The sequence below is a fragment of the Mesorhizobium sp. M1423 genome (genome assembly GCF_040317575.1).
Lineage (GTDB): Bacteria > Pseudomonadota > Alphaproteobacteria > Rhizobiales > Rhizobiaceae > Mesorhizobium.
Map to the genome: position 1 here is coordinate 127,435 of NZ_JAMYKU010000006.1, position 18,901 is coordinate 146,335.

The following is an 18,901-nucleotide window of genomic DNA, read 5'->3' on the forward strand; positions in this document are numbered from 1 at the left end:
GGAGCGAGTTAAACGAAGGTACCTTCGGATACGCAATCGACTCGGATACGCCAAACCCGTCCGTCTGATGGCGTCGGATAAATTGAACGCGAAGTATGGCGACTTTGTAAGCTCTGGCGCCATTACTATACGCAAAACCCCCGTATTAACTTCTGACGATATATTCTTCACGATGGGGAGTTGCTTTGCGCAGGAAATTCGACGCGCGTTGACAAACAGACGCATCGCATGCGTCCCGTCCTACGGAAATATCAGCTTCGACCCCGCGGAGGCCATTGTAGATGAGCTGCCTCGGCAGGAACATATGAACTTCTACAACACTTTCACTGTTCGCCTCCAGCTCGAGCAAATGCTTGGCGTGTGGGATCAGGCAGACGACGACTGGTGGCAGGTCAAGAAACGCGTCCCTTGGGGCTCGGCCAGCTTTCAGGACCCGTATCGGCGCGGTATTTTCGCCAAATCTCCGGAAGTTCTCAAAGAGGTGATCGGGAGCGTAAACCGGGAGATGCGGGCTGGCTTCGATGCCGCCACGGCATTCATATTCACCTTTGGAATGACCGAGGTCTTCATCAACAAGGCCAGTGGCAAAGCAGCAGCGCAGAAGCCGCTCTATCTCGGCGGCGGCGGAATGCAGGAAACAACGCTTCACGTCAGCAGCTTTCAGGAAAACTACGCCAACGTGATGGCTGCCGTGGACATGGTCCGTGAACGCAAACCCGATGCGCCGATAATTCTCACGGTCTCACCGGTTGCATTGGCGCGCACATTTCAGGACGCGGATGTCGTCACCGCGAGCACTGAAGGCAAGTCCGTTCTTCGCGCCGTGCTTGGTCAAGTCTGCCGGGAACGGGACAATGTCCATTATCTTCCCTCGTTCGAGCTTGTCACCTATGGGGGCCTTGCTCGTAGCTACAGAGAGGACTTGCGGCACGTAAAGAACTCAGTCGTCGACGAGATCGTTGAGCAGTTCTTCAATGCCTATTTTGCTCCGTCTCAGGTGCCATCAAGCGAGAATTGATACCCGTGCCCTGCCGATTTCCATCATGGCTTTCGGCGACGTCCTCGCTTCATCCGATGGAGAGCCGCCGCAACCATTCAGGACTAGCTTGCCTTTACGACAATCGCCTGCCCCGTTGGAAGTTCGATAATGCCTTCCGGGCGGTTTTCGAAGAATTGGTCAAAGGCCTTTCGGGCTCCAGGACAGAGCGCGGAGCCGTAGTCATCGCATATGATGATGCCATGTGCGCACACCCGATCGTAGAAGAAGGCAAGCGCGTCACGCGTCGGCTCGTATAGATCGACGTCAATATGGACCAGGGCGAAACGCCGGTCGGCTACGCTGGGAAAAGTTTCCGGTATCCATCCCACATGAAAAGTTGTGTTGCCGAAGTCCGAAATATTCTCTCTGGCTACCCTCTCGTCAGTGCTGAGATCGCCGGACTTCCACGGCGTTTGGCCGTTTCGCTTGCGATCCTCTGCGGTCGGTTCCGAGAGGCCGGCGAACGAGTCGAAAAGGTGATAGTGCCGTGGCCGAAGATCGCTCATCAGCATGAATATCGTCGACCGGCCTTGCCTTACGCCGCATTCGGCCACATCGCCGTCGATCCGCTCGATCGATCGTAGGCAGCTTTGCAGGACAAAAGCTCGCGGATCTGGAATCCCGCGGATGTTTTTGACCCGCTGCAGTGCCTTGCGGAAAAATGGCTGGTCCTTCCAGACCATATGGCTGGAATAGACATAGAAGCCGTATCTGTCCGCCTTCTTCTGTGCGATCTTATACCAAGCCACGCCTCGGCGTTTGTTTGAAAAAACCGCAAGTGCCGCGTCTCTCAATTTCACCTGTATCCTCCAGCATTCGGTATGTGTTCTGATGACGGCAGAGAGAAACTCTGCCGTCATCAGACGCGAAATGACGTCGAGTTCCGACTGAAGGACATGGCCTTATCCCGCAACGAAGCGCTTCCGGTGCAAGTAATAAGCCAAGATCGGGAATGGAACTCCCATGCACTGCGACTCAAGATCACGGTCACGTACCAGGCCGGTCCGGAAATTGGTCGATTGCCAGCGGAAGTTAGCACACTGCCCGGCTTAATCTGCGCGCCGCAACGATGGCGCGGCACCTCCTCATCACATATTTGCGCACAGCAGGGCAATGCCCGCAGCAGATGTGCGTCGAAAGTGTCAGGCGCCCTCGTCGCGCCTGGAGCGTCAGAGAGCCCAACTCGGCGACCAGGGAGATCAGGCCGTCGCGATCGCGGATCAGTCTCGCCGCGCTCGCCTTGGTCAGTCCCCTGCCCTCGAGATCCTGGAACGCTACGGTAGCCCTGGGCCGACAAACGGGAGCATAAATAGTTCCCCTGTCGGCAAGGCAAGCCATGTTTGTTCTTGCTTTGTGCCGGCAGCTATGCTACTAATTTGCTTATGGTGCTGATTTGCGCCAACGACCGCCTTGCCGCGACATGCGGTTTTTCAGCCAGGCTCGACAAAGCTCGCCCGCATTGCGGGCCTTTGGCCAATCACGGTCGAGTGCCAGCCTTTTCGGCAGCTTCCGAGAAGGGAAATCGGAATAGCAGCTTCCGGTTCTCGTCGCAGATTTCGAAGGAAAGACCTGTCAGGACCGGGCTGCCGCTGAGCAGGCCCTCGGCCAGGATTTCCTTGGCCGAAGCCATGGCGTTATCCTGAGCCGCGGACAAACCGTCCAACTCCTGACCCTCGAAATCTTCCGTCAAGCGGCCGTCATTGTTTCGGAAGTGAAAAAAATATCTCGGCATGCCGGTTCCGGTTGGTCGGTTTATCTAATTTTAGCCTTCATGCGTCAGGTCGATCGAACAGCACCCCCAGCCCATGTTCGAACGCACATGCCGCAATCATGTCGTCCAAGGCTTTTCCGGAGACCGGGCAATTCGGCATGACAGCCCTGATGGCGATCTCAGCCGCTGCGGTAGAAACCTCATCGTGGCGCCTCTTCCTGGTCTCGATATATTGCTCGATCAGAATTTTCAGGCGCCGCGCTGCAATCTCGTCAACGACCATGGTTCTCCCTCGATTCGGCACAATGTCCGTCTTCCGGGGTCCGTCTTGCGGGTGAACGGTCCGCCGCCATTGGGTAGCAGCGGACCACTCGGCTGGGTGAGCCAACGGCCCGAGGCGGGGGTGTCTCGGACCGCCACCACAATAGCTTCGAGAGGCCACACGTTCCACAGGACGCTGCCGTTGGTAATTTTCGTACACTGAACATTGCCGCGGGCAGTCCGGGACTGTGGGATTTTTTGGGCTAAGCCGCCGTCGCCGGATGCCGGATCAGCTCCGGCTTTGATAGCTGTAGATGCCGGCGCCGATCGCGACCGCTCCTACGGTTATCAGGATCGATGGCAGCCCCATCGACGTGGCGATGATCCCCCAGACGATGGCGACGGCAATTGCGCCGGCCGTTCCCAACACCAGTCTAAGCCGTTTCGACATTATCTGTTTCCCCCGAAAAGCGCATCTTTGGTCTTTTTCTGATCGAAATACCGCAATGCGGCACCATTGTCTGCGCTTTGTCCAACGTTTTTACGCCGCCCCTGAGCCCGACCGCTGAGGCGTAAGCGATCCGTATGCGGCCTTGTTGCAAACACCCGCTCGACAATGAGGAAGCTTGGGCGAAAGCCCGAGAAGCGAGGCGTCAGAAAGCGAGGTATCTATGCAAAATTTTCGGAATTTACTCCGGTTCACAATCATGGGCATGGCGGCCACGACAACCGCAATAGTCATCACAGGCCTTACCCCCGAGACAACCGAAGCGACTTTGATTTGCCATAGGGTGGTCTGCCAGAAGGCGAGCAATGAACGCAGTGCTTTCGGCACCAAATATCAGCGCAAGTGCACCTGCGAAAATGTAAGCGAGGGCGCTAACAACCATCCCTCCCCGCGCAACGTCAACAAGGGGCCCATCGGCGGTTCGAGCGGCACCAGCAGTTCAGGCGGCAGTAGTGGTTCGAGCGGCACCAGCAGCTCAAGCGGCAGCAGTGGTTCGAGTGGCAGCAGTGGTTCGAGTGGCACCAGCGGCTCGAGCGGCACCAGTGGTTCGAGTGGCACCAGCGGCTCGAGCGGCACCAGTGGTTCAAGCGGCAGCGGTGGTTCAAGCGGCAGCAGCGGCTCGAGCGGCACCAGTGGTTCAAGCGGCAGCAGCGGTTCGAGTGGCAGCAGTGGTTCAAGCGGCGGCAATGACGGAACAAGCAGCGGCGGATCCAACGGCAGCGGTGGAGTGTAGCAGCTGCTCAAGTGGCTCCAGCGGCGGCGGGTGGGCACACCACGTGACCCGTGCCGGCCGCCCACGACGATCAAACCCTCACGACAACGGGAGTAGTAGCTTGACGCTCCAACCGAAATCCGCGACCGCGCCCCTCACCGGCCTTGCAGGACTGCTTGGTCTTGCGCTGGCCGTCGGGGTGCTCGTCGACAGAAGCTGGCCTGTGCATTTGCAGGCCATGACTGTCATTGCAGCTACCGCGGCAGCGATGATCGCGGTCGACACGGCCTATTTCCAGACGTTTCGAAGGCGTTCAACGGGATTGCAGGCAAAGCCGATGCGAGCGCTTGAAGTCGAGCGCGTCATGCGCAAACTCATCGGCTTCATCGTCACGCTCACGACGAGCGCCGCAGTCTACTGGATATTGCCGGAATACCGGCGTGAGTTTTACGCCCCCTACTGGGCAGCTCTCTACGACACCTTGCCGGCGCTGCTCGTCGCCGCGCCGTTTTATGTTGCTTATGTCGATCGCCGGCAAACCGATCCGGAAGATTCATATGCCGAAATCGGTGCATTCGTCCTCGGCGGCGCCGTGCCGCAAAGGACTGAGCAGATACGCCAGCATGTGCGGGGCTGGATCGTCAAAGGCTTCTTCCTGCCGCTGATGTTCGTCTATCTGTGCTCCGCGCTAGGTTCGATCCTGGCCGGACTGGAACAACCGTATCAATTCGACATCATGCGCTGGCACGCTTTTGCAATCGATCTCCTGTTCATGGTGGATGTCCTTGTCGCCGTCGTCGGCTACATTTTCACGCTGCGCGTCCTCGACAACCATATCCGCACCGTCGAGCCCACTGTGTTCGGCTGGCTGGTTTGTCTTGCCTGTTATGAACCCATGAATGCCGCCACCCGTGCCTACCTGAATTACGAAACGGGCGCCAACTGGACGGCGGTGATGCCCACACCGGCGCTCCAGGTTTTCTGGGGATCGGCGATCGTCTTCTGCGTCTTGATTTTTGTCTGGTCCACCGTGAGCTTTGGCCTGAGATTTTCCAATCTCACCAACCGCGGAATCATCACCTGCGGACCGTATCGCTGGATCAAGCACCCCGCCTATGTTTCGAAAAACCTCTCCTGGTGGCTGGTCTCCGTCCCTTTCCTCACCGCTACGGGACCCGCTGAAGCGCTGCGGCACTCCGCCATCCTGCTCGGGCTCAACGCCGTCTATGCACTTCGCGCCATCACCGAGGAACGCCATCTGTCACGCGACCCCGATTACGCCGCCTATTGCGATTACATCGCCGAGAACGGTGCTGTAGCCCAGTTCAAACGACTGTTCGCGAAAGCGAGTCGGTCGCCGATCGGGCGTTCCGGCTGAATGATATCTTGTTTTGAGGGTTAGCGGCAGCTGGCGCTATCGTCGCAGCGCATCCGCGCGATGCCGATCCTCGCCGCTCACCGGCAACGGCCGATCGCCCTCGAGCAGGCGGGTGATCCGGGCGAAGCCGGCAAAAGCCTTTCTCGCTTCCTCGGCCGACATCCGGCCGGCCATGGCCGCAGCACAGCAATTCACCGCACATTGGTAAACCGGCCCGCGCCGCCCGGCCGGCCATTTTCGCAGGAATGCCATCGCTTCGGCAACGCTGTCGATCTCCTCCACAGGCTGTCCCTGTCCGCGCAAAATCCGCACGGGCGAAAAGAATTGCAAGCGGTCCATCGTTTCCTCCCCGTCGACCGGATGCGTACGATCGAACCCCACTAAACTCGCGAACTGGCCCTTTGGTTCCCGGCAAAAGAGGCTTGCCGTGAAAAATGTTGGCTGGACGAGAAGTTCCAGCAGTCCCAATTGCGCGACATCTTGCCGTTGTACGGGAACGTTAGCGCGGCTGATGCATTTCGATCCCACGAGCAGTCTTTTTTTGAGGGAAATGCCAAAACATGAGAATAGCCCATGTGGCGCCGCTCCATGAATCCGTGCCACCCCGGTTCTATGGAGGGACGGAGCGCATCGTCTCCTATCTGACCGAAGGATTGGTCGAGCTTGGCCATGACGTGACCCTGTTCGCCAGCGGCGATACCGAGACGTCGGCGAAATTGGTGGCGTGTCGCGAGCGTGCGCTGCGTCTCGATCCGCGTCCCCACAAATCCGAAACCGCGGCGCATCTCTCGATGCTTGCCGAGGTGAGGAACCGTGCGCAGCAGTTCGACGTCATCCACTTCCATCTCAGCCACTTCCTGCATTTTCCTTTCTTCGAACACATGCCCGACCGGACGGTGACAACACCGCATGGCAGGCTCGACTATGTCGATCTGGCGCCGGCCTACGAACGTTTTCCGCGCTTTCCGATGATCTCGATTTCCCGCAGCCAGAGAGCCGGGCTCGCCAAGGCCAATTGGCTGGCGACCATCCATCACGGGCTGCCGATCGATATCTACGAGCCGACTTTCGAGACGGATGCGGACGAGCCGTATCTGGCGTTCCTGGGCCGGCTGTCGCGCGACAAGCGCCCCGATCGTGCCATCGAGATCGCCTTGCGCTCCGGGCTGAAACTGAAGCTTGCCGCAAAGATCGGCGATGACGACCGCGCGTTTTTCCACGACACTGTCGAGCCGCTGATCGACGGCGACCGTGTCGACTATATCGGCGAGATCGAAGAGGACGGAAAGGCGGAATTCCTCGGCAAGGCGGCCGGCCTGCTGTTTCCGATCGATTGGCCGGAGCCGTTCGGCCTTGCCGCGATAGAGGCGATGGCCTGCGGCACGCCGGTAATCGCCTGGAATTGCGGTGCCCTGCCGGAGATCATCGACCACGGCGTGACCGGTTTCCTTGTCGATACAGTCGACGCTGCGGTCGCCTCGATACCGGAATTGCTACGCCTCGACAGGCGTCAGGTGAGAGCCGTATTCGAGAACCGTTTTTCTGCCACGAGAATGGCCCACGACTATGTGGCAGCCTATGCGCACCTGATCGGTGCTCCCGGTGAAGCGAGAGCGTCCTGATCGGCGTCATTGTGGAAGTTGAGAACGAAACGACAGAGTTTGTGACGAATGAATCAACTCGACGAGCGTAAGCTTGATCCCGCCGTAGCCCTTGCCTCTCTCGACGAGGTCGCGCCTCGGGAGCCGCACCGGCTGTTCGCCCTCAAGCAAGGCGACTGCTTCGCGGTGGCCGACGCCTATGGCGACATCCGCGGCGCCGGCGACGGCTTTTTCCGAGACGACACGCGTGTGCTTTCGGAATTTCGGTTGACGGTCGGTGGCCGGCAAATGTCACTGCTCGGCGCATCGCTCAGCCAGGACAATGTGCTTTTCACCTCGAACCTGACCAATCTGCCGATTCAGAGTGTCGGTGGCCGGGATATTCCGCAGGGCGCGATCCACATAGAACGCGTCAGGCTGCTTTGGCAGGACCGGCTGTTCGAGCGCATCACCCTTTCCAACTACAGCCAGGAATCGTCGGCCATTCGGGTTTCCTTGCATTTCGCAGCAGATTTCCGTGACATGTTCGAGGTGCGCGGCTCGACCCGGCCCAAGCGCGGGATAGCCCATGCCGCCGAGACCAGTCCGACGTCCGTGGTGCTTCGATATGACGGGCTGGACCAGCTTGTGCGCCTGTCGGCGATCTCGTTCTCGCAAGCCCCGGACAATTTGACCACCAACCGTGCGGATTTCCTGATTGCGGTGACTAAGCGCAGCAGCGAGGTCCTCTATATCGAAGTCGGCCCGGAAGTGGCGGAGACACCCGACCGCGACCGTTTTCGGGCTGCCGCCGCCCGCGCTCGCTTCGGCATGCGCGCCAAACGCCGCCACGGCGCGACGGTGCACAGCTCTGGCCGCGTCTTCAACGACTGGATCGAGCGCGCGCGCGCGGACGTGGCGTTGCTGACCACCGAGCTTGCAACCGGACCTTACCCCTATGCCGGCATACCCTGGTTCTCGACGGCGTTTGGCCGCGACGGGGTGATCTCCGCACTGCAGATGCTGTGGTTGAATCCCGGGCTGGCGCGTGGCGTGCTCGCCTTTCTCGCCCAGCATCAGGCAACCGAAACGTCGCCGTTCAGCGATTCACAGCCGGGCAAGATCATGCACGAGACCCGCAAGGGCGAGATGGCGGCACTGCGGGAGCTCCCGTTTGGCCGCTATTACGGCGGTGTCGACACCACGCCGCTCTACATTCATCTCGCTTGTGCCTATGCGGATCGTACCGGCGACATGGCGTTCCTCGACAGCCTGTGGCCATCGCTCTGTGCTGCGGCCGAATGGACCGAAGAGATAAGCCGCGCGACCGGCTTCGTTACCTATCAGCGCGGCGCCGAGTCCGGCCTCGCCAACCAGGGCTGGAAAGACAGCTTCGATTCGGTCTTCCATGCCGACGGTCGCATGCCCAAGGGGCCGATCGCCCTGGTGGAGGTGCAAGGCTATGTCTTTGCTGCGTTCCGTGGTCTGGCAGCGCTCGCCCGCCGCCGTGGCGAGGACGACAAGGCCGATCATTGGGACGAACGCGCCGAAACCATGCGCACCGCGGTCGAACGCCATTTCTGGATGGACGATCTCAATTTCTACGCCATGGCGATCGACGGTGCCGGCGAGGTCTGCAAGGTACGGACGTCGAATGCCGGCCATCTCCTCTATGTCGGGCTGCCCGAGCCGGAACGGGCGCAGTTGGTCGCCGATCAGCTGCTCTCGGCGTCGTTCCACTCGGGTTGGGGCGTCAGGACGCTGGCCGACGATGCGATATTCTTCAATCCCATGTCTTACCACAACGGTTCGATCTGGCCGCACGACACTGCCATGTGCGGTGCCGGCCTGGCACGTTATGGCGTACGCGACAGCGTGGTGCGGCTGATGAGCGGCACGTTCGAGTCGGCTGTCCATTTCAACATGCGGCTGCCGGAACTGTTCTGCGGCTTTACCAGGTCGCCGGGCGAAGCGCCGATCGCCTATCCCGTCGCGTGCCTGCCGCAGGCCTGGTCGGCGGGATCGGCCTTCATGTTGATGCAGGCCTGCCTTGGCCTGGAAATCGATGGCTGGGACGGTGAAATCCGGGTCACCCGCCCGAGGCTGCCGATCGGCATCGACACGCTGACACTGCGGCATCTGGGTGTCGGCTCGGTGGTGGTCGACCTCACATTCCAGCGTGTCGGCGATCGGGTCGTCGCCTTTCTCGCCGATCGGTATGAGGGGATGGTACCGCTCATCGTGCGCACCTGACGCCGCCTCGCTGCGGCGCATCGAAAACGACGCGAGGCACCGCAATCGTCCGGAACCGATAGCCTCTTTGTGCGTTGCAAAAATGGGCGGCGTGGGAACGCTGTTGTTTTCGCACGGCAGCGAACCAGAAAAACCAATAAAAACGGCTATCGGCGGCCGGAGGCGAGATCACATTCCATGTCAGATTATACTGTAGACCTGCTCTGGGTTTTGCTGATTGCAAGTTTTGGCTTTTCCGCTTTTGCCATTCTCCTATCGATATCCCGCCAGCGCCGCGGCCGCGCAACGGCGGCCGCATACACGCCGAGCGAGGATGTCGCATCGGAAGCGGCACGCAAGGTGCTGCGCGAGTTCGAAAAGAACGGCCAGTCGGCCGACGCGGCGCTGGTCACATGGTCGCCCGACACATTGCGTAAGATCCTGGCCGACGACCTGCCGGACGCACAGGTCATCGTCGTGTCCAACCGCGAACCTTACATCCACAACATCAAGGATGACGGGGTCCAACTTCTGGTGCCGGCCAGCGGGCTGGTTTCGGCACTCGAGCCCATCACTCGCGCCTGTGCCGGAACCTGGATCGCCTATGGCGGCGGAACGGCAGACCGTCTCACGGTCGACAAGGACGACCGGGTGCAGGTGCCGCCAGGCAATCCGTCCTACACGCTGCGCAGGGTCTGGCTGACGGAGGAGGAATATCAGGGCTATTATCTGGGCTTCGCCAACGAGGGCCTATGGCCGCTTTGCCATATCGCCTTCACCCGCCCGATCTTTCGCGCCTCGGACTGGGACGCCTACGAGGCCGTCAACCGCAAGTTCGCCGATACGGTGGTTGCCGAAGCACGCAACGAGCGGCCGATCGTGCTGGTGCAGGACTACCACTTCGCGCTGCTGCCGCGCATGATCCGTCAGCGCCTGCCGGACGCCATCATCATCACCTTCTGGCACATCCCGTGGCCCAATTCGGAAGTGTTCAGTATCTGTCCTTGGCGTGAGCGGATCCTGGAGGGATTGCTCGGCAGTTCGATCATCGGCTTTCATACCCAGTTCCATGCCAACAACTTCACCGAAAGTGTCGACCGCTTTCTGGAGAGCCGCATAGAACGGGCCGACGCGGCGATCTCCTATGGCGGACAGACCACGTTGGTCCACGCCTATCCCATTTCCATAGAATGGCCGGCCCAATTGCTGGCAAGTTTGCCGTCTGTCGAGGAGTGCCGCGCCCGCGTCCGTGACAGATTCGGCCTGTCTGCGGAGACCAAACTATGCGTTGGCGTCGAGCGCCTCGACTACACGAAAGGCATTCTCGATCGCTTCCATGCCTTGGACGAACTGTTCACCAGATATCCCGAATGGATAGGCAAGGTGGTTTTCCTGCAGATCGCGGCGCCGAGCCGGGGGACATTGCCGGCCTACCAGCAACTCCATGACGAATGCCGCCGCTGTGCCGAGGAGCTCAATCGGCGCTATGGCAGCGAGACATACAGCCCTATCCTGATGGTCGCCGAACATCATCGGCAGGAGCAGGTCTACGAGGTCTATCGCGCCGCCGACATCTGCATGGTCACCAGCCTGCATGACGGCATGAACCTTGTCGCCAAGGAATTCGTCGCGGCGCGCGACGACGAACAGGGCGTGCTTTTGCTCAGCACCTTCGCCGGCGCCTCGCGCGAATTGCTGGAAGCACTGATCGTCAACCCCTACGACGCGGCCATGATGAGCGAGGCGCTGTTGCAGGCGCTGACGATGACGTCGGAAGAGCAGCGCGAGCGTTTGCGGCCGATGCGCGAGATGGTCCGAGACAACAATGTCTACCGCTGGGCCGGCAGCATGCTGCTGGATGCCGCGCGCCTGCGCAAACGCGGCGATCTCGACCGGGTGACCGGAACTGGCGAGCGGCCGCCATCGAACACCAACAATGTCATCTCGATGTTCGAACGGGCACGGAGGGCAGCGTCGTGAAAAGCTTTGAACAACCGCCGGCGCCGGACCTGCCGGAAGGGCAATGGGCGCTCTTCCTCGACATCGACGGAACACTGCTGGAACACGCTGCCCATCCAGACGCGGTGTCGGTCGGCGAGGAATTGCGTAGTCTGCTTGGACGCATCGAACGGCGGCTGGATGGTGCGGTCGCCTTCATCACCGGCCGCTCGATCCCCGCCGTGGACAAGCTGTTCCATCCGCTGAAGCTGAGGATCGCCGGACTGTATGGGCTGGAGCACCGGCTGACGCCGACCGGTCCGATCGATGCCGCCGACGCGCCTGCCGACATCGCCGCCCTTGCCGACGAGATCGAGGCCGAACTGGGCAGCGGCAAGGTCTATGTCGAGCGCAAGGGTCCGGTCCTTGCCGTCCATACAAGAGCAGCGCCGCAACTGCTTGCGCCGGCAATCCAGTTGATCGAACAGGCATTGGCCCGGCTTCCGAAGGGTTATCGGGTGCTTCCCGGAAACGCCGGCGTCGAGCTCATGCCTCTGGAAGCCGTCAAAGGTGCTGCCATCCGGCGTTTCATGGACATTCCGCCCTTTGTCGGCCGGCGGCCGATATTCCTCGGAGACGACACATCGGACGAACACGGTTTCGAGGCCATCAACGAAATTGGCGGCATCTCGATCCGCGTGAAGCCGAACGGACCGACGGCCGCAACCTATGTCCTCGATGGCGTGACCGGCGCAATAGCCTGGCTCGGGGCCAATTTCGAAGTCTCGCCGGTCTCCGGTGCTCGACCGGCCGACAACAAGGCAGAGACCGAATCAAGGGCGAAGCTCAATATCGCAGCCACGGCAGCGTCCGGTCGATAAGCGCGTTTCTCATTGAATATCTTTAAGCCCAAAGCCGGCAAATCGTCTGCTTGCCGGTTCCCCTGCGTCAGGCTTAACCTGCGTGCCACGCGTGGAGGCGCGTGCGGTAACAAGGGGAGGACATCTCTATGACCATACAAGGCGCATCACCGGACCTGTACAATGAGGATCTCGCTCCGGCGAAGGTTCGAAACTGGGGACCGTTCTCGATCTTCAACGTCTGGACGTCGGACGTCCACAGCCTGTGGGGCTACTATCTCGCTGCCAGCCTGTTCCTGTTCTGCGGCGGCTTCGTCAACTTCATCATCGCCATCGGTATCGGTTCGCTGATCATCTATGCGTTGATGAACATGGTCGGCTATGCCGGCGTGAAGACCGGGGTGCCCTACCCGGTCCTGGCGCGCGCCTCCTTCGGCATCTGGGGCGCCAACATACCGGCGCTGGTGCGTGCCATCGTCGCCTGCTTCTGGTACGGCGCGCAGACGGCGGCGGCCTCCGGCGCGATCGTAGCCCTGCTGATCCGCTCGCAATGGTTCGCCGACTTCAACCAGAGCACACATTTCCTCGGCCACTCCGGGCTCGAGGTGATCTGCTTCGCCGTCATCTGGGCGCTGCAGCTCCTGATCATCCAGAGGGGCATGGAAACGGTGCGCCGCTTCCAGGATTGGGCCGGACCGGCGGTGTGGGTGATGATGCTGATCCTGGCGATCTATCTTTGCATCAAGGCAGGCACCTTCGCCTTCACCAGCGACATCCCGATGGATGTGCTGCTGGAAAAGACCAAGGACGCGGGCGTGCCGGGCACGCCGGGCTCCTGGACCTCGCTGTTTGCTGTGGCGGCGATCTGGGTGACCTATTTCTCAGCGCTCTACCTCAACTTCTGCGATTTCGCCCGTTATGCGCCGGACAAGGCATCGCTGCGCAAGGGCAACATCTGGGGCCTGCCGGTCAATCTCATCCTGTTCTCGCTGGTCGCCGGCGTCACCACGATCGCCGCCTTCGACGTCTATGGCGAGGTGCTGCTGCATCCTGACCAGATCTCGGCGAAATTCGACAGCTGGTTCCTGGCGGCGCTCGCGGCCCTGACCTTTGCCGTAGCGACGCTTGGCATCAATGTGGTGGCAAACTTCGTGTCGCCGGCCTTCGACTTCTCCAACGTCTTTCCACGTCAGATCGACTTCAAGAAGGGCGGCTACATCGCGGCGCTGATCGCGCTGGTGCTCTATCCCTTCGCGCCCTGGGAAGGCAGTGCCGCCTCCTTCGTCAACATCATTGGCGCGACGATGGGGCCGATCTTCGGCGTGATGATGGTCGACTACTACCTGATCCGGAAGGGCGAGGTCGATGTCGAGGCGCTCTACAGGGAGAATGGCGAATTCCGCTTCCAGGGCGGCTGGCATGTCAATGCCTTCATCGCCGCCGGTATTGGCGCGGTCTTCTCGTCGATCCTGCCCAACTTCACCAGCCTGCTGCCGTCCTGGTGGGGCGTCTATGGCTGGTTTTTCGGCGTGGCAATTGCCGGCGTCATCTATTACGTGCTGCGTACGATGGCACTCGGCGCCTGGGCCAAGATGGCCAAGGCCTAAACGGATTCGGGGCGGCGCAAGCCGCCCCGTTCATTCTGCGACCATCTCGGCCAGGCGGCGCACGGTGTTCCAGTTGCGCGACGTGCCGATGCCGAGGCGTTTGTGGCTCACCGCCGCAAGCAGCCGCGAACTCTGCGTCTCGCGCGAAAAGACGATCCAGATGTCGCCGCCGACCGCCTGCAGCTTTTCATTCCTGCCGATATAGGCCTGCAGCGCAGAGACCGCATCGGGGGAAACAGGCGCCCGCATCACGCGCACCGCCACCTGGTCCGCGGCTTTAGCCGATTCGGCTGGGAACGGATTGCCGGCCGCCAGCCTCAGCCAGCCGTCGGCGCGGCGCACGATGATGTCGACATGGCGGCCAAAAGTCTTTGCGAACGCCGCCTCCAGCCGCTGCTCCAACGCCGCGAGTTCTGTCTCCTGCGCCTCGAAGACCAGATTGCCGGTCGCCACCAGTGTGCGCGGGTTGTTCAGGCCCAGGCCTTCGGCCATCGCCTTGAGATCGGACATGACGACCCGCCGCCCCTCGCCCAGGATGATGCTGTAGAGCAGCGCGACGTAAGTTCGCATCGGCGGCTAGTCTAGACCAGCCGCGACTGCTCTACCGCCGCCTCGATGAAGCTGGCAAACAGCGGGTGCGGATCGAGCGGCCGGCTTTTCAACTCGGGATGATACTGCACGCCGATGAACCAGGGATGGTCGGGATATTCGACCGTTTCCGGCAGCACGCCATCCGGCGACATGCCGGCAAACACCAGGCCGCAATCCTCGAGCCGCTCCTTGTAGTCGACATTGACCTCATAGCGGTGGCGATGGCGTTCGGAAATCTGCGTATCGCCATAGATCTCGGCGATCTTCGATCCCTTGGCGAGGTCGGCCTGGTAGGCACCGAGCCGCATGGTGCCGCCGAGGTCGCCGGTTTCCCTGCGCTTTTCCAGCATGTTGCCCTTCAGCCATTCGGTCATCAAGCCGACGACCGGCTCCTCGGTCGGACCGAACTCGGTCGATGACGCGTGCTCGACGCCGGCCAACGAACGCGCCGCCTCTATACAGGCCATCTGCATGCCGAAGCAGATGCCGAAATACGGCACCTTGCGCTCGCGCGCGAACTTCGCCGCCAGGATCTTGCCCTCCGAGCCGCGCTCGCCAAAACCGCCAGGGACGAGAATGCCATGGACCTTTTCCAGCCACGGCGCCGGGTCTTCCTTCTCGAATATCTCGCTTTCGATCCAGTCGAGCTTGACCTTGACCCGGTTGGCGAGGCCGCCATGCGACAGCGCCTCGATCAGCGATTTGTAGGCATCCTTGAGGCCGGTATATTTGCCGACGACGGCAATGGTCACTTCGCCTTCCGGATTGTGGATGCGGTTGGACACCGCTTGCCACCGTTCCATGCGCGGCTTCGGCGCCGGATCGATGCCGAAGGCGGCCAGCACTTCCGAATCCAGCCCTTCATTGTGATAGGCCATCGGCACGTCGTAGATATGCGGCACGTCCAGCGCCTGGATGACGGCGCTTTCGCGGACATTGCAGAACAGCGACAGTTTTCTGCGCTCTTCCTTGGGGATCGGCCGGTCGGCGCGAACCAGCAGGATATCAGGCGCAATGCCGATGCCGCGCAACTCCTTGACCGAATGCTGTGTCGGCTTGGTCTTCAGTTCGCCCGCCGTCGGAATGTAAGGCATCAAGGTCAGGTGGACGTAGACGGCGTTGTTGCGCGGCAGGTCGTTACCGAGCTGGCGGATCGCCTCCAGGAACGGCATCGCCTCGATGTCGCCGACCGTGCCACCGATCTCGCACAGAACGAAATCGTAGTCGTCATTGCCGTTGAGGACGAAGTTCTTGATCTCGTCGGTGACGTGCGGAATGACCTGCACGGTGGCGCCGAGATAGTCGCCGCGCCGCTCACGCTCGATGATGTTCTTGTAGATGCGGCCGGTGGTGATGTTGTCCTGCTGGTTGGCCGAGCGGCCTGTGAAGCGCTCATAATGGCCAAGATCGAGATCGGTCTCGGCGCCGTCGTCGGTCACGAAGACTTCGCCGTGCTGGTAGGGCGACATCGTGCCGGGATCGACATTGAGATAGGGATCGAGCTTTTTGATGCGTGCGCGATAGCCCCGCGCCTGCAAGAGAGCCCCAAGGGCCGCTGCAGCAATGCCTTTTCCAAGCGAGGAAACCACGCCGCCTGTGATGAATACATATCGCGCCATGGGAGTCATCGCTTAACGCGGCCGAATTGATTCCGCCAGAGAAAAAACCGCCGCGAAGGCTTTTTCCCAAGAAGGCGCTCTGGTCATTGGCGTATCAAAACAAAAGGGCCGGCGAGGCCGGCCCTTTTTGCACGATCTGTCAAGGCGTCAGATGATGACGACCTTGGTACCTACTTTCACCCGGCGGTAGAGGTCCATGACGTGCTCGTTGATCATGCGGAAGCAGCCATTGGAGGCGCTGGTTCCGATCGACTGCGGCGCAATGGTGCCGTGGATGCGCAGATGGGTGTCCTTCTTGCCGTCGTAAAGATAGATGGCGCGCGCACCGAGCGGGTTGTCGCCGCCGCCGGGCATACCGTCCTTGTACTGCCCATAATGCTTGGGTTCACGCTTTTGCATATCCAGCGTCGGAATCCAGCGCGGCCATTCCTGCTTGTCGCCGACGGCAACCGTCCCCTTGAACTGCAGGCCTTCGCGACCGACCGCAATGGCATAACGGCGGGCGGTTGACGATGATTCGACGAGGTAGAGACGGCGAGCGCTGGTGTCGATGACGATGGTGCCGGGGTTGTAGCCGGTGAATTCGACCTCCTGCGGCACGAATTCCGGCTTGACCTTGAACTGGCGCTTGGCCTGCTTCCTTTCGAGCGCGGCGTCGAGCGCGCGCGTCTCAGGAAGCAGCAACATCGACGAAGAGGATGTGCCGCCGAACAGTCCCGCGAACAGCCCGACGCTCTGCGGCTTCTGCCCGACCGGTTCACTGCGCAACTCGCCATTGTTGCCGGTCAGTGCAACGTTCATGGCCTCGGCCGGGATCGGCTCGGCCGACTGGATCGGCGCAATGGGTGCGATCGGTTCGATGATGTTGACGGTCTTCTTCTTGGCCGGCTTGGCATCAGCCACCTTGACCGCCGCGACCGGCTGGCTCTTCTTGGCAAGGAATGCCTGCCGTTCCGCATCGGCCTTGGCTTTCGCCGCCTCGCGCATCGCCAGCTTCCTGGCTTCGAGTGCCTTGGCGCGAACGGCTTCCTTGTCGGCTGCGATCTTGGTTTCGATCTTGTGGATCTGCGCAAGGTCGTCCGGCGTCGGATCTTTCTTCTTCTTGAGAAGCTTCAATTGCGCCGCATCGCTTTTGGCAGCGACGTTGACGACGTCAGTTGTTGTCGCGGCTTTATGAGCCGAATTTGCCGCCGGCATGGCCGCGTAAGCGGGCGCACCTAGGCTGAGCACGGCACAAAGGCCGGCAAAAATGAAGCTGCGAAGCTGCATGGGGAAGATCCGATCGTTCAATGCTTGTTGCCCACGGCGTCGCCCGGCGCCCCCCAAGGACGCCGAAAATGCCGCGCGCAATGTATAATCGATTAGCCGGAAGCGCCTCAAGCGTAGGGCGCGGTCGAATCTTCGTGATCGTGTGGCATTTGCCGCGACTGTGTTCAAACGACAACAGATCGCGGCATCAGATGCCCGATTACTGGTTGGGGACCTGCGGCGTGGCCGGCGCGGTGGCGCCGTTTGTCGCTGGCGGCGTCGCCGGAGCTGTTGCCGGAGGCGTCGTTGCCGCGCCATTGCCGGACGGCGGGGTCGGCGCCGTGTTGCCTGAAGGCGGCGTCGTGGTGCCGGGCAATTGGTTGAGTACGCCCTTGCCTGCCCCGCCCGAGGTCGCCGGGACGCGATCGAGAATGTCGATCGGCTTCTCGCCATAGCGCGCAACGATCGACAGTGTCAGCGAAGTGACGAAGAAAGCCGCGGCCAGGATCGCTGTCGCCCGCGTCAGCGCATTGGCGGCGCCACGCGCGGTCATGAAGCCCGATCCGCCGCCGATGCCGAGACCGCCGCCTTCGGAGCGCTGCAGCAGCACCACGCCGACAAGCGCGAGCACGACCATGAGGTGGACGACGATCAGTACGGTTTCCATAATTTATCCTGGCAAGGCCTTGCGCGGCCGCTGATTTGGAGGCGGCTCAATACAATGCTTTGACGGCATTTCCAAGCCCGTGGCCGGAATATGGGAAGCAATGCGTCCTTTGCAACGATTCCGGCGCCGGCCGTCCGCTCAAATCCAGCAAGCAGTCCCGGTATCAAGCGATGTTTCGATAGGCTTCCGCGATGCCGAGGAAGTCCGCTGCCTTCAGGCTGGCGCCGCCGACCAGCGCGCCGTCGACATTCCTGACGCCGAGCAACTCGACGGCGTTGGACGGCTTGACCGAGCCGCCGTAGAGAATGCGCATCTTGGCCGCCGTATTGCCAAGCTTCCGCGCCAGTTCTTCACGGATATGCGCATGCGCCTCGGCGACGTCGGCGGCGGTCGGGGTCAAGCCGGTGCCGATCGCCCATACCGGCTCATAGGCAATGACGCTGTTGGACGCCGTGGCGTTTGGCGGTACCGAGCCCGCAACCTGGCGCGACAGCACGTCAAGCGTGGCTCCTGCTTCGCGTTCGGCTCTTGTCTCACCAATGCAGATGATAGCCACCAGCCCGGCGCGCCATGCGGCGGAGGCCTTGGCCTGCACTATGGCATCGTTCTCCTTGCGATCAGCACGGCATTCGGAATGGCCGACGATGACATGGCTGGCGCCTGCATCCTTCAGCATCTCCGCCGAAATACAGCCGGTATAGGCGCCGCTTTCCTCGGTGTGGCAATCCTCACCACCGGCCCGGACCGGCGTGCGCGACAGAATCTCGGCGGCGTGCGCAAGCAAGGTCGCCGGCACGCAGACCACCGCTTCGGTCTCGGCGTCGAGCCCGCTCATGAAGCCGTTGCCGATCATCCTGAGCTCGTTGAGCGAGGCGCTGGTCCCGTTCATTTTCCAGTTGCCGGCGACGAGCGGGCGGATTCCAGGCGTCATGGGATTTGTTTCTCCGGGC

18 protein-coding genes are annotated in these 18,901 nt (G+C 61.2%); 7 read left to right on the top strand and 11 right to left on the bottom strand.

Annotation, left to right across the window (positions count from 1 at the left end; genetic code table 11):
- Positions 1-82 precede the first annotated feature (82 nt).
- On the top strand, positions 83-1,018 hold the full coding sequence (locus tag NKG95_RS10160) for a GSCFA domain-containing protein (RefSeq protein ID WP_352640900.1): 936 nt from the start codon (positions 83-85) through the stop codon (positions 1,016-1,018).
- 83 nt (positions 1,019-1,101) lie between these two features.
- On the opposite strand, the gene NKG95_RS10165 is transcribed toward NKG95_RS10160, so the two are convergent.
- The 5 genes from NKG95_RS10165 to NKG95_RS10185 all read right to left on the bottom strand — a co-directional run bounded on the left by NKG95_RS10165 (position 1,102) and on the right by NKG95_RS10185 (position 4,206).
- On the bottom strand, positions 1,102-1,833 hold the full coding sequence (locus NKG95_RS10165) for a TylF/MycF/NovP-related O-methyltransferase (protein ID WP_198030463.1): 732 nt from the start codon (positions 1,831-1,833) through the stop codon (positions 1,102-1,104).
- 683 nt (positions 1,834-2,516) lie between these two features.
- Positions 2,517-2,771, bottom strand: a complete 255-nt coding sequence (locus NKG95_RS34270) for a DUF6894 family protein (protein WP_023717696.1) — start codon at positions 2,769-2,771, stop codon at positions 2,517-2,519.
- A 37-nt stretch (positions 2,772-2,808) separates the two neighbouring features.
- Positions 2,809-3,033, bottom strand: a complete 225-nt coding sequence (locus NKG95_RS10175) for a hypothetical protein (RefSeq protein ID WP_023717697.1) — start codon at positions 3,031-3,033, stop codon at positions 2,809-2,811.
- Positions 3,034-3,300: 267 nt separating this feature from the next.
- Positions 3,301-3,462, bottom strand: a complete 162-nt coding sequence (locus NKG95_RS10180) for a hypothetical protein (protein ID WP_023717698.1) — start codon at positions 3,460-3,462, stop codon at positions 3,301-3,303.
- Positions 3,463-3,852: 390 nt separating this feature from the next.
- A complete protein-coding gene (locus NKG95_RS10185) occupies positions 3,853-4,206 on the bottom strand; it encodes a hypothetical protein (RefSeq protein ID WP_353040569.1) in 354 nt (117 codons plus the stop codon).
- Between NKG95_RS10185 and NKG95_RS10190 the strand changes: the two genes are divergently transcribed.
- Entirely contained in the window at positions 4,179-5,609 is a 1,431-nt protein-coding gene (locus NKG95_RS10190) for a methyltransferase family protein (RefSeq protein WP_353040570.1), read from the top strand. The two genes, NKG95_RS10185 and NKG95_RS10190, sit on opposite strands and share 28 nt — an antisense overlap.
- A gap of 36 nt (positions 5,610-5,645) precedes the next feature.
- Here NKG95_RS10190 and NKG95_RS10195 read toward each other — a convergent pair whose 3' ends face one another.
- The gene (locus NKG95_RS10195; protein ID WP_502897188.1) at positions 5,646-6,077 is read right to left on the bottom strand and encodes a DUF982 domain-containing protein; all 432 of its coding nucleotides are present in this window, start codon (positions 6,075-6,077) and stop codon (positions 5,646-5,648) included.
- 92 nt (positions 6,078-6,169) lie between these two features.
- Between NKG95_RS10195 and NKG95_RS10200 the strand changes: the two genes are divergently transcribed.
- From NKG95_RS10200 to NKG95_RS10220, 5 genes are all read left to right on the top strand, one after another.
- Positions 6,170-7,231: a glycosyltransferase family 4 protein gene (locus NKG95_RS10200; RefSeq protein ID WP_023717702.1), complete on the top strand. Its 1,062-nt coding sequence runs from the start codon at positions 6,170-6,172 to the stop codon at positions 7,229-7,231.
- Between the two features lie 48 nt (positions 7,232-7,279).
- On the top strand, positions 7,280-9,442 hold the full coding sequence (locus tag NKG95_RS10205) for an amylo-alpha-1,6-glucosidase (RefSeq protein WP_352816205.1): 2,163 nt from the start codon (positions 7,280-7,282) through the stop codon (positions 9,440-9,442).
- A gap of 177 nt (positions 9,443-9,619) precedes the next feature.
- A complete protein-coding gene (locus NKG95_RS10210) occupies positions 9,620-11,401 on the top strand; it encodes an alpha,alpha-trehalose-phosphate synthase (UDP-forming) (protein WP_353018925.1) in 1,782 nt (593 codons plus the stop codon).
- Positions 11,398-12,240: a trehalose-phosphatase gene (gene otsB / locus NKG95_RS10215; RefSeq protein WP_353018923.1), complete on the top strand. Its 843-nt coding sequence runs from the start codon at positions 11,398-11,400 to the stop codon at positions 12,238-12,240. The genes NKG95_RS10210 and otsB overlap by 4 nt, the downstream gene beginning before the upstream one ends.
- A 128-nt stretch (positions 12,241-12,368) precedes the next feature.
- Entirely contained in the window at positions 12,369-13,826 is a 1,458-nt protein-coding gene (locus NKG95_RS10220) for an NCS1 family nucleobase:cation symporter-1 (protein ID WP_352494608.1), read from the top strand.
- A gap of 30 nt (positions 13,827-13,856) precedes the next feature.
- Here the strand turns inward: NKG95_RS10220 and NKG95_RS10225 are convergent, their stop codons facing one another.
- The 5 genes from NKG95_RS10225 to tpiA all read right to left on the bottom strand — a co-directional run bounded on the left by NKG95_RS10225 (position 13,857) and on the right by tpiA (position 18,882).
- A complete protein-coding gene (locus NKG95_RS10225) occupies positions 13,857-14,396 on the bottom strand; it encodes a DUF1697 domain-containing protein (protein WP_353040571.1) in 540 nt (179 codons plus the stop codon).
- A gap of 11 nt (positions 14,397-14,407) precedes the next feature.
- Positions 14,408-16,036, bottom strand: a complete 1,629-nt coding sequence (gene pyrG, locus NKG95_RS10230) for a CTP synthase (protein WP_352448839.1) — start codon at positions 16,034-16,036, stop codon at positions 14,408-14,410.
- Between the two features lie 147 nt (positions 16,037-16,183).
- Complete coding sequence (locus tag NKG95_RS10235; protein ID WP_353040572.1) at positions 16,184-17,305, bottom strand: L,D-transpeptidase; 1,122 nt, start codon at positions 17,303-17,305, stop codon at positions 16,184-16,186.
- 199 nt (positions 17,306-17,504) lie between these two features.
- Positions 17,505-17,951: a preprotein translocase subunit SecG gene (secG, locus tag NKG95_RS10240; protein ID WP_353040573.1), complete on the bottom strand. Its 447-nt coding sequence runs from the start codon at positions 17,949-17,951 to the stop codon at positions 17,505-17,507.
- 163 nt (positions 17,952-18,114) lie between these two features.
- Positions 18,115-18,882, bottom strand: a complete 768-nt coding sequence (tpiA, locus tag NKG95_RS10245) for a triose-phosphate isomerase (protein ID WP_023717708.1) — start codon at positions 18,880-18,882, stop codon at positions 18,115-18,117.
- Positions 18,883-18,901: the final 19 nt, after the last annotated feature.

Coding starts and splice junctions, on each gene's coding strand:
- NKG95_RS34270 (WP_023717696.1), bottom strand. CDS start 2,771: ATGCCGAGATATTTTTTTCACTTCCGAAACAATGACGGCCGCTTGACG.
- NKG95_RS10175 (WP_023717697.1), bottom strand. CDS start 3,033: ATGGTCGTTGACGAGATTGCAGCGCGGCGCCTGAAAATTCTGATCGAG.
- NKG95_RS10220 (WP_352494608.1), top strand. CDS start 12,369: ATGACCATACAAGGCGCATCACCGGACCTGTACAATGAGGATCTCGCT.
- NKG95_RS10205 (WP_352816205.1), top strand. CDS start 7,280: ATGAATCAACTCGACGAGCGTAAGCTTGATCCCGCCGTAGCCCTTGCC.
- secG (WP_353040573.1), bottom strand. CDS start 17,951: ATGGAAACCGTACTGATCGTCGTCCACCTCATGGTCGTGCTCGCGCTT.
- NKG95_RS10200 (WP_023717702.1), top strand. CDS start 6,170: ATGAGAATAGCCCATGTGGCGCCGCTCCATGAATCCGTGCCACCCCGG.
- tpiA (WP_023717708.1), bottom strand. CDS start 18,882: ATGACGCCTGGAATCCGCCCGCTCGTCGCCGGCAACTGGAAAATGAAC.
- pyrG (WP_352448839.1), bottom strand. CDS start 16,036: ATGGCGCGATATGTATTCATCACAGGCGGCGTGGTTTCCTCGCTTGGA.
- NKG95_RS10180 (WP_023717698.1), bottom strand. CDS start 3,462: ATGTCGAAACGGCTTAGACTGGTGTTGGGAACGGCCGGCGCAATTGCC.
- NKG95_RS10225 (WP_353040571.1), bottom strand. CDS start 14,396: ATGCGAACTTACGTCGCGCTGCTCTACAGCATCATCCTGGGCGAGGGG.
- NKG95_RS10235 (WP_353040572.1), bottom strand. CDS start 17,305: ATGCAGCTTCGCAGCTTCATTTTTGCCGGCCTTTGTGCCGTGCTCAGC.
- NKG95_RS10210 (WP_353018925.1), top strand. CDS start 9,620: ATGTCAGATTATACTGTAGACCTGCTCTGGGTTTTGCTGATTGCAAGT.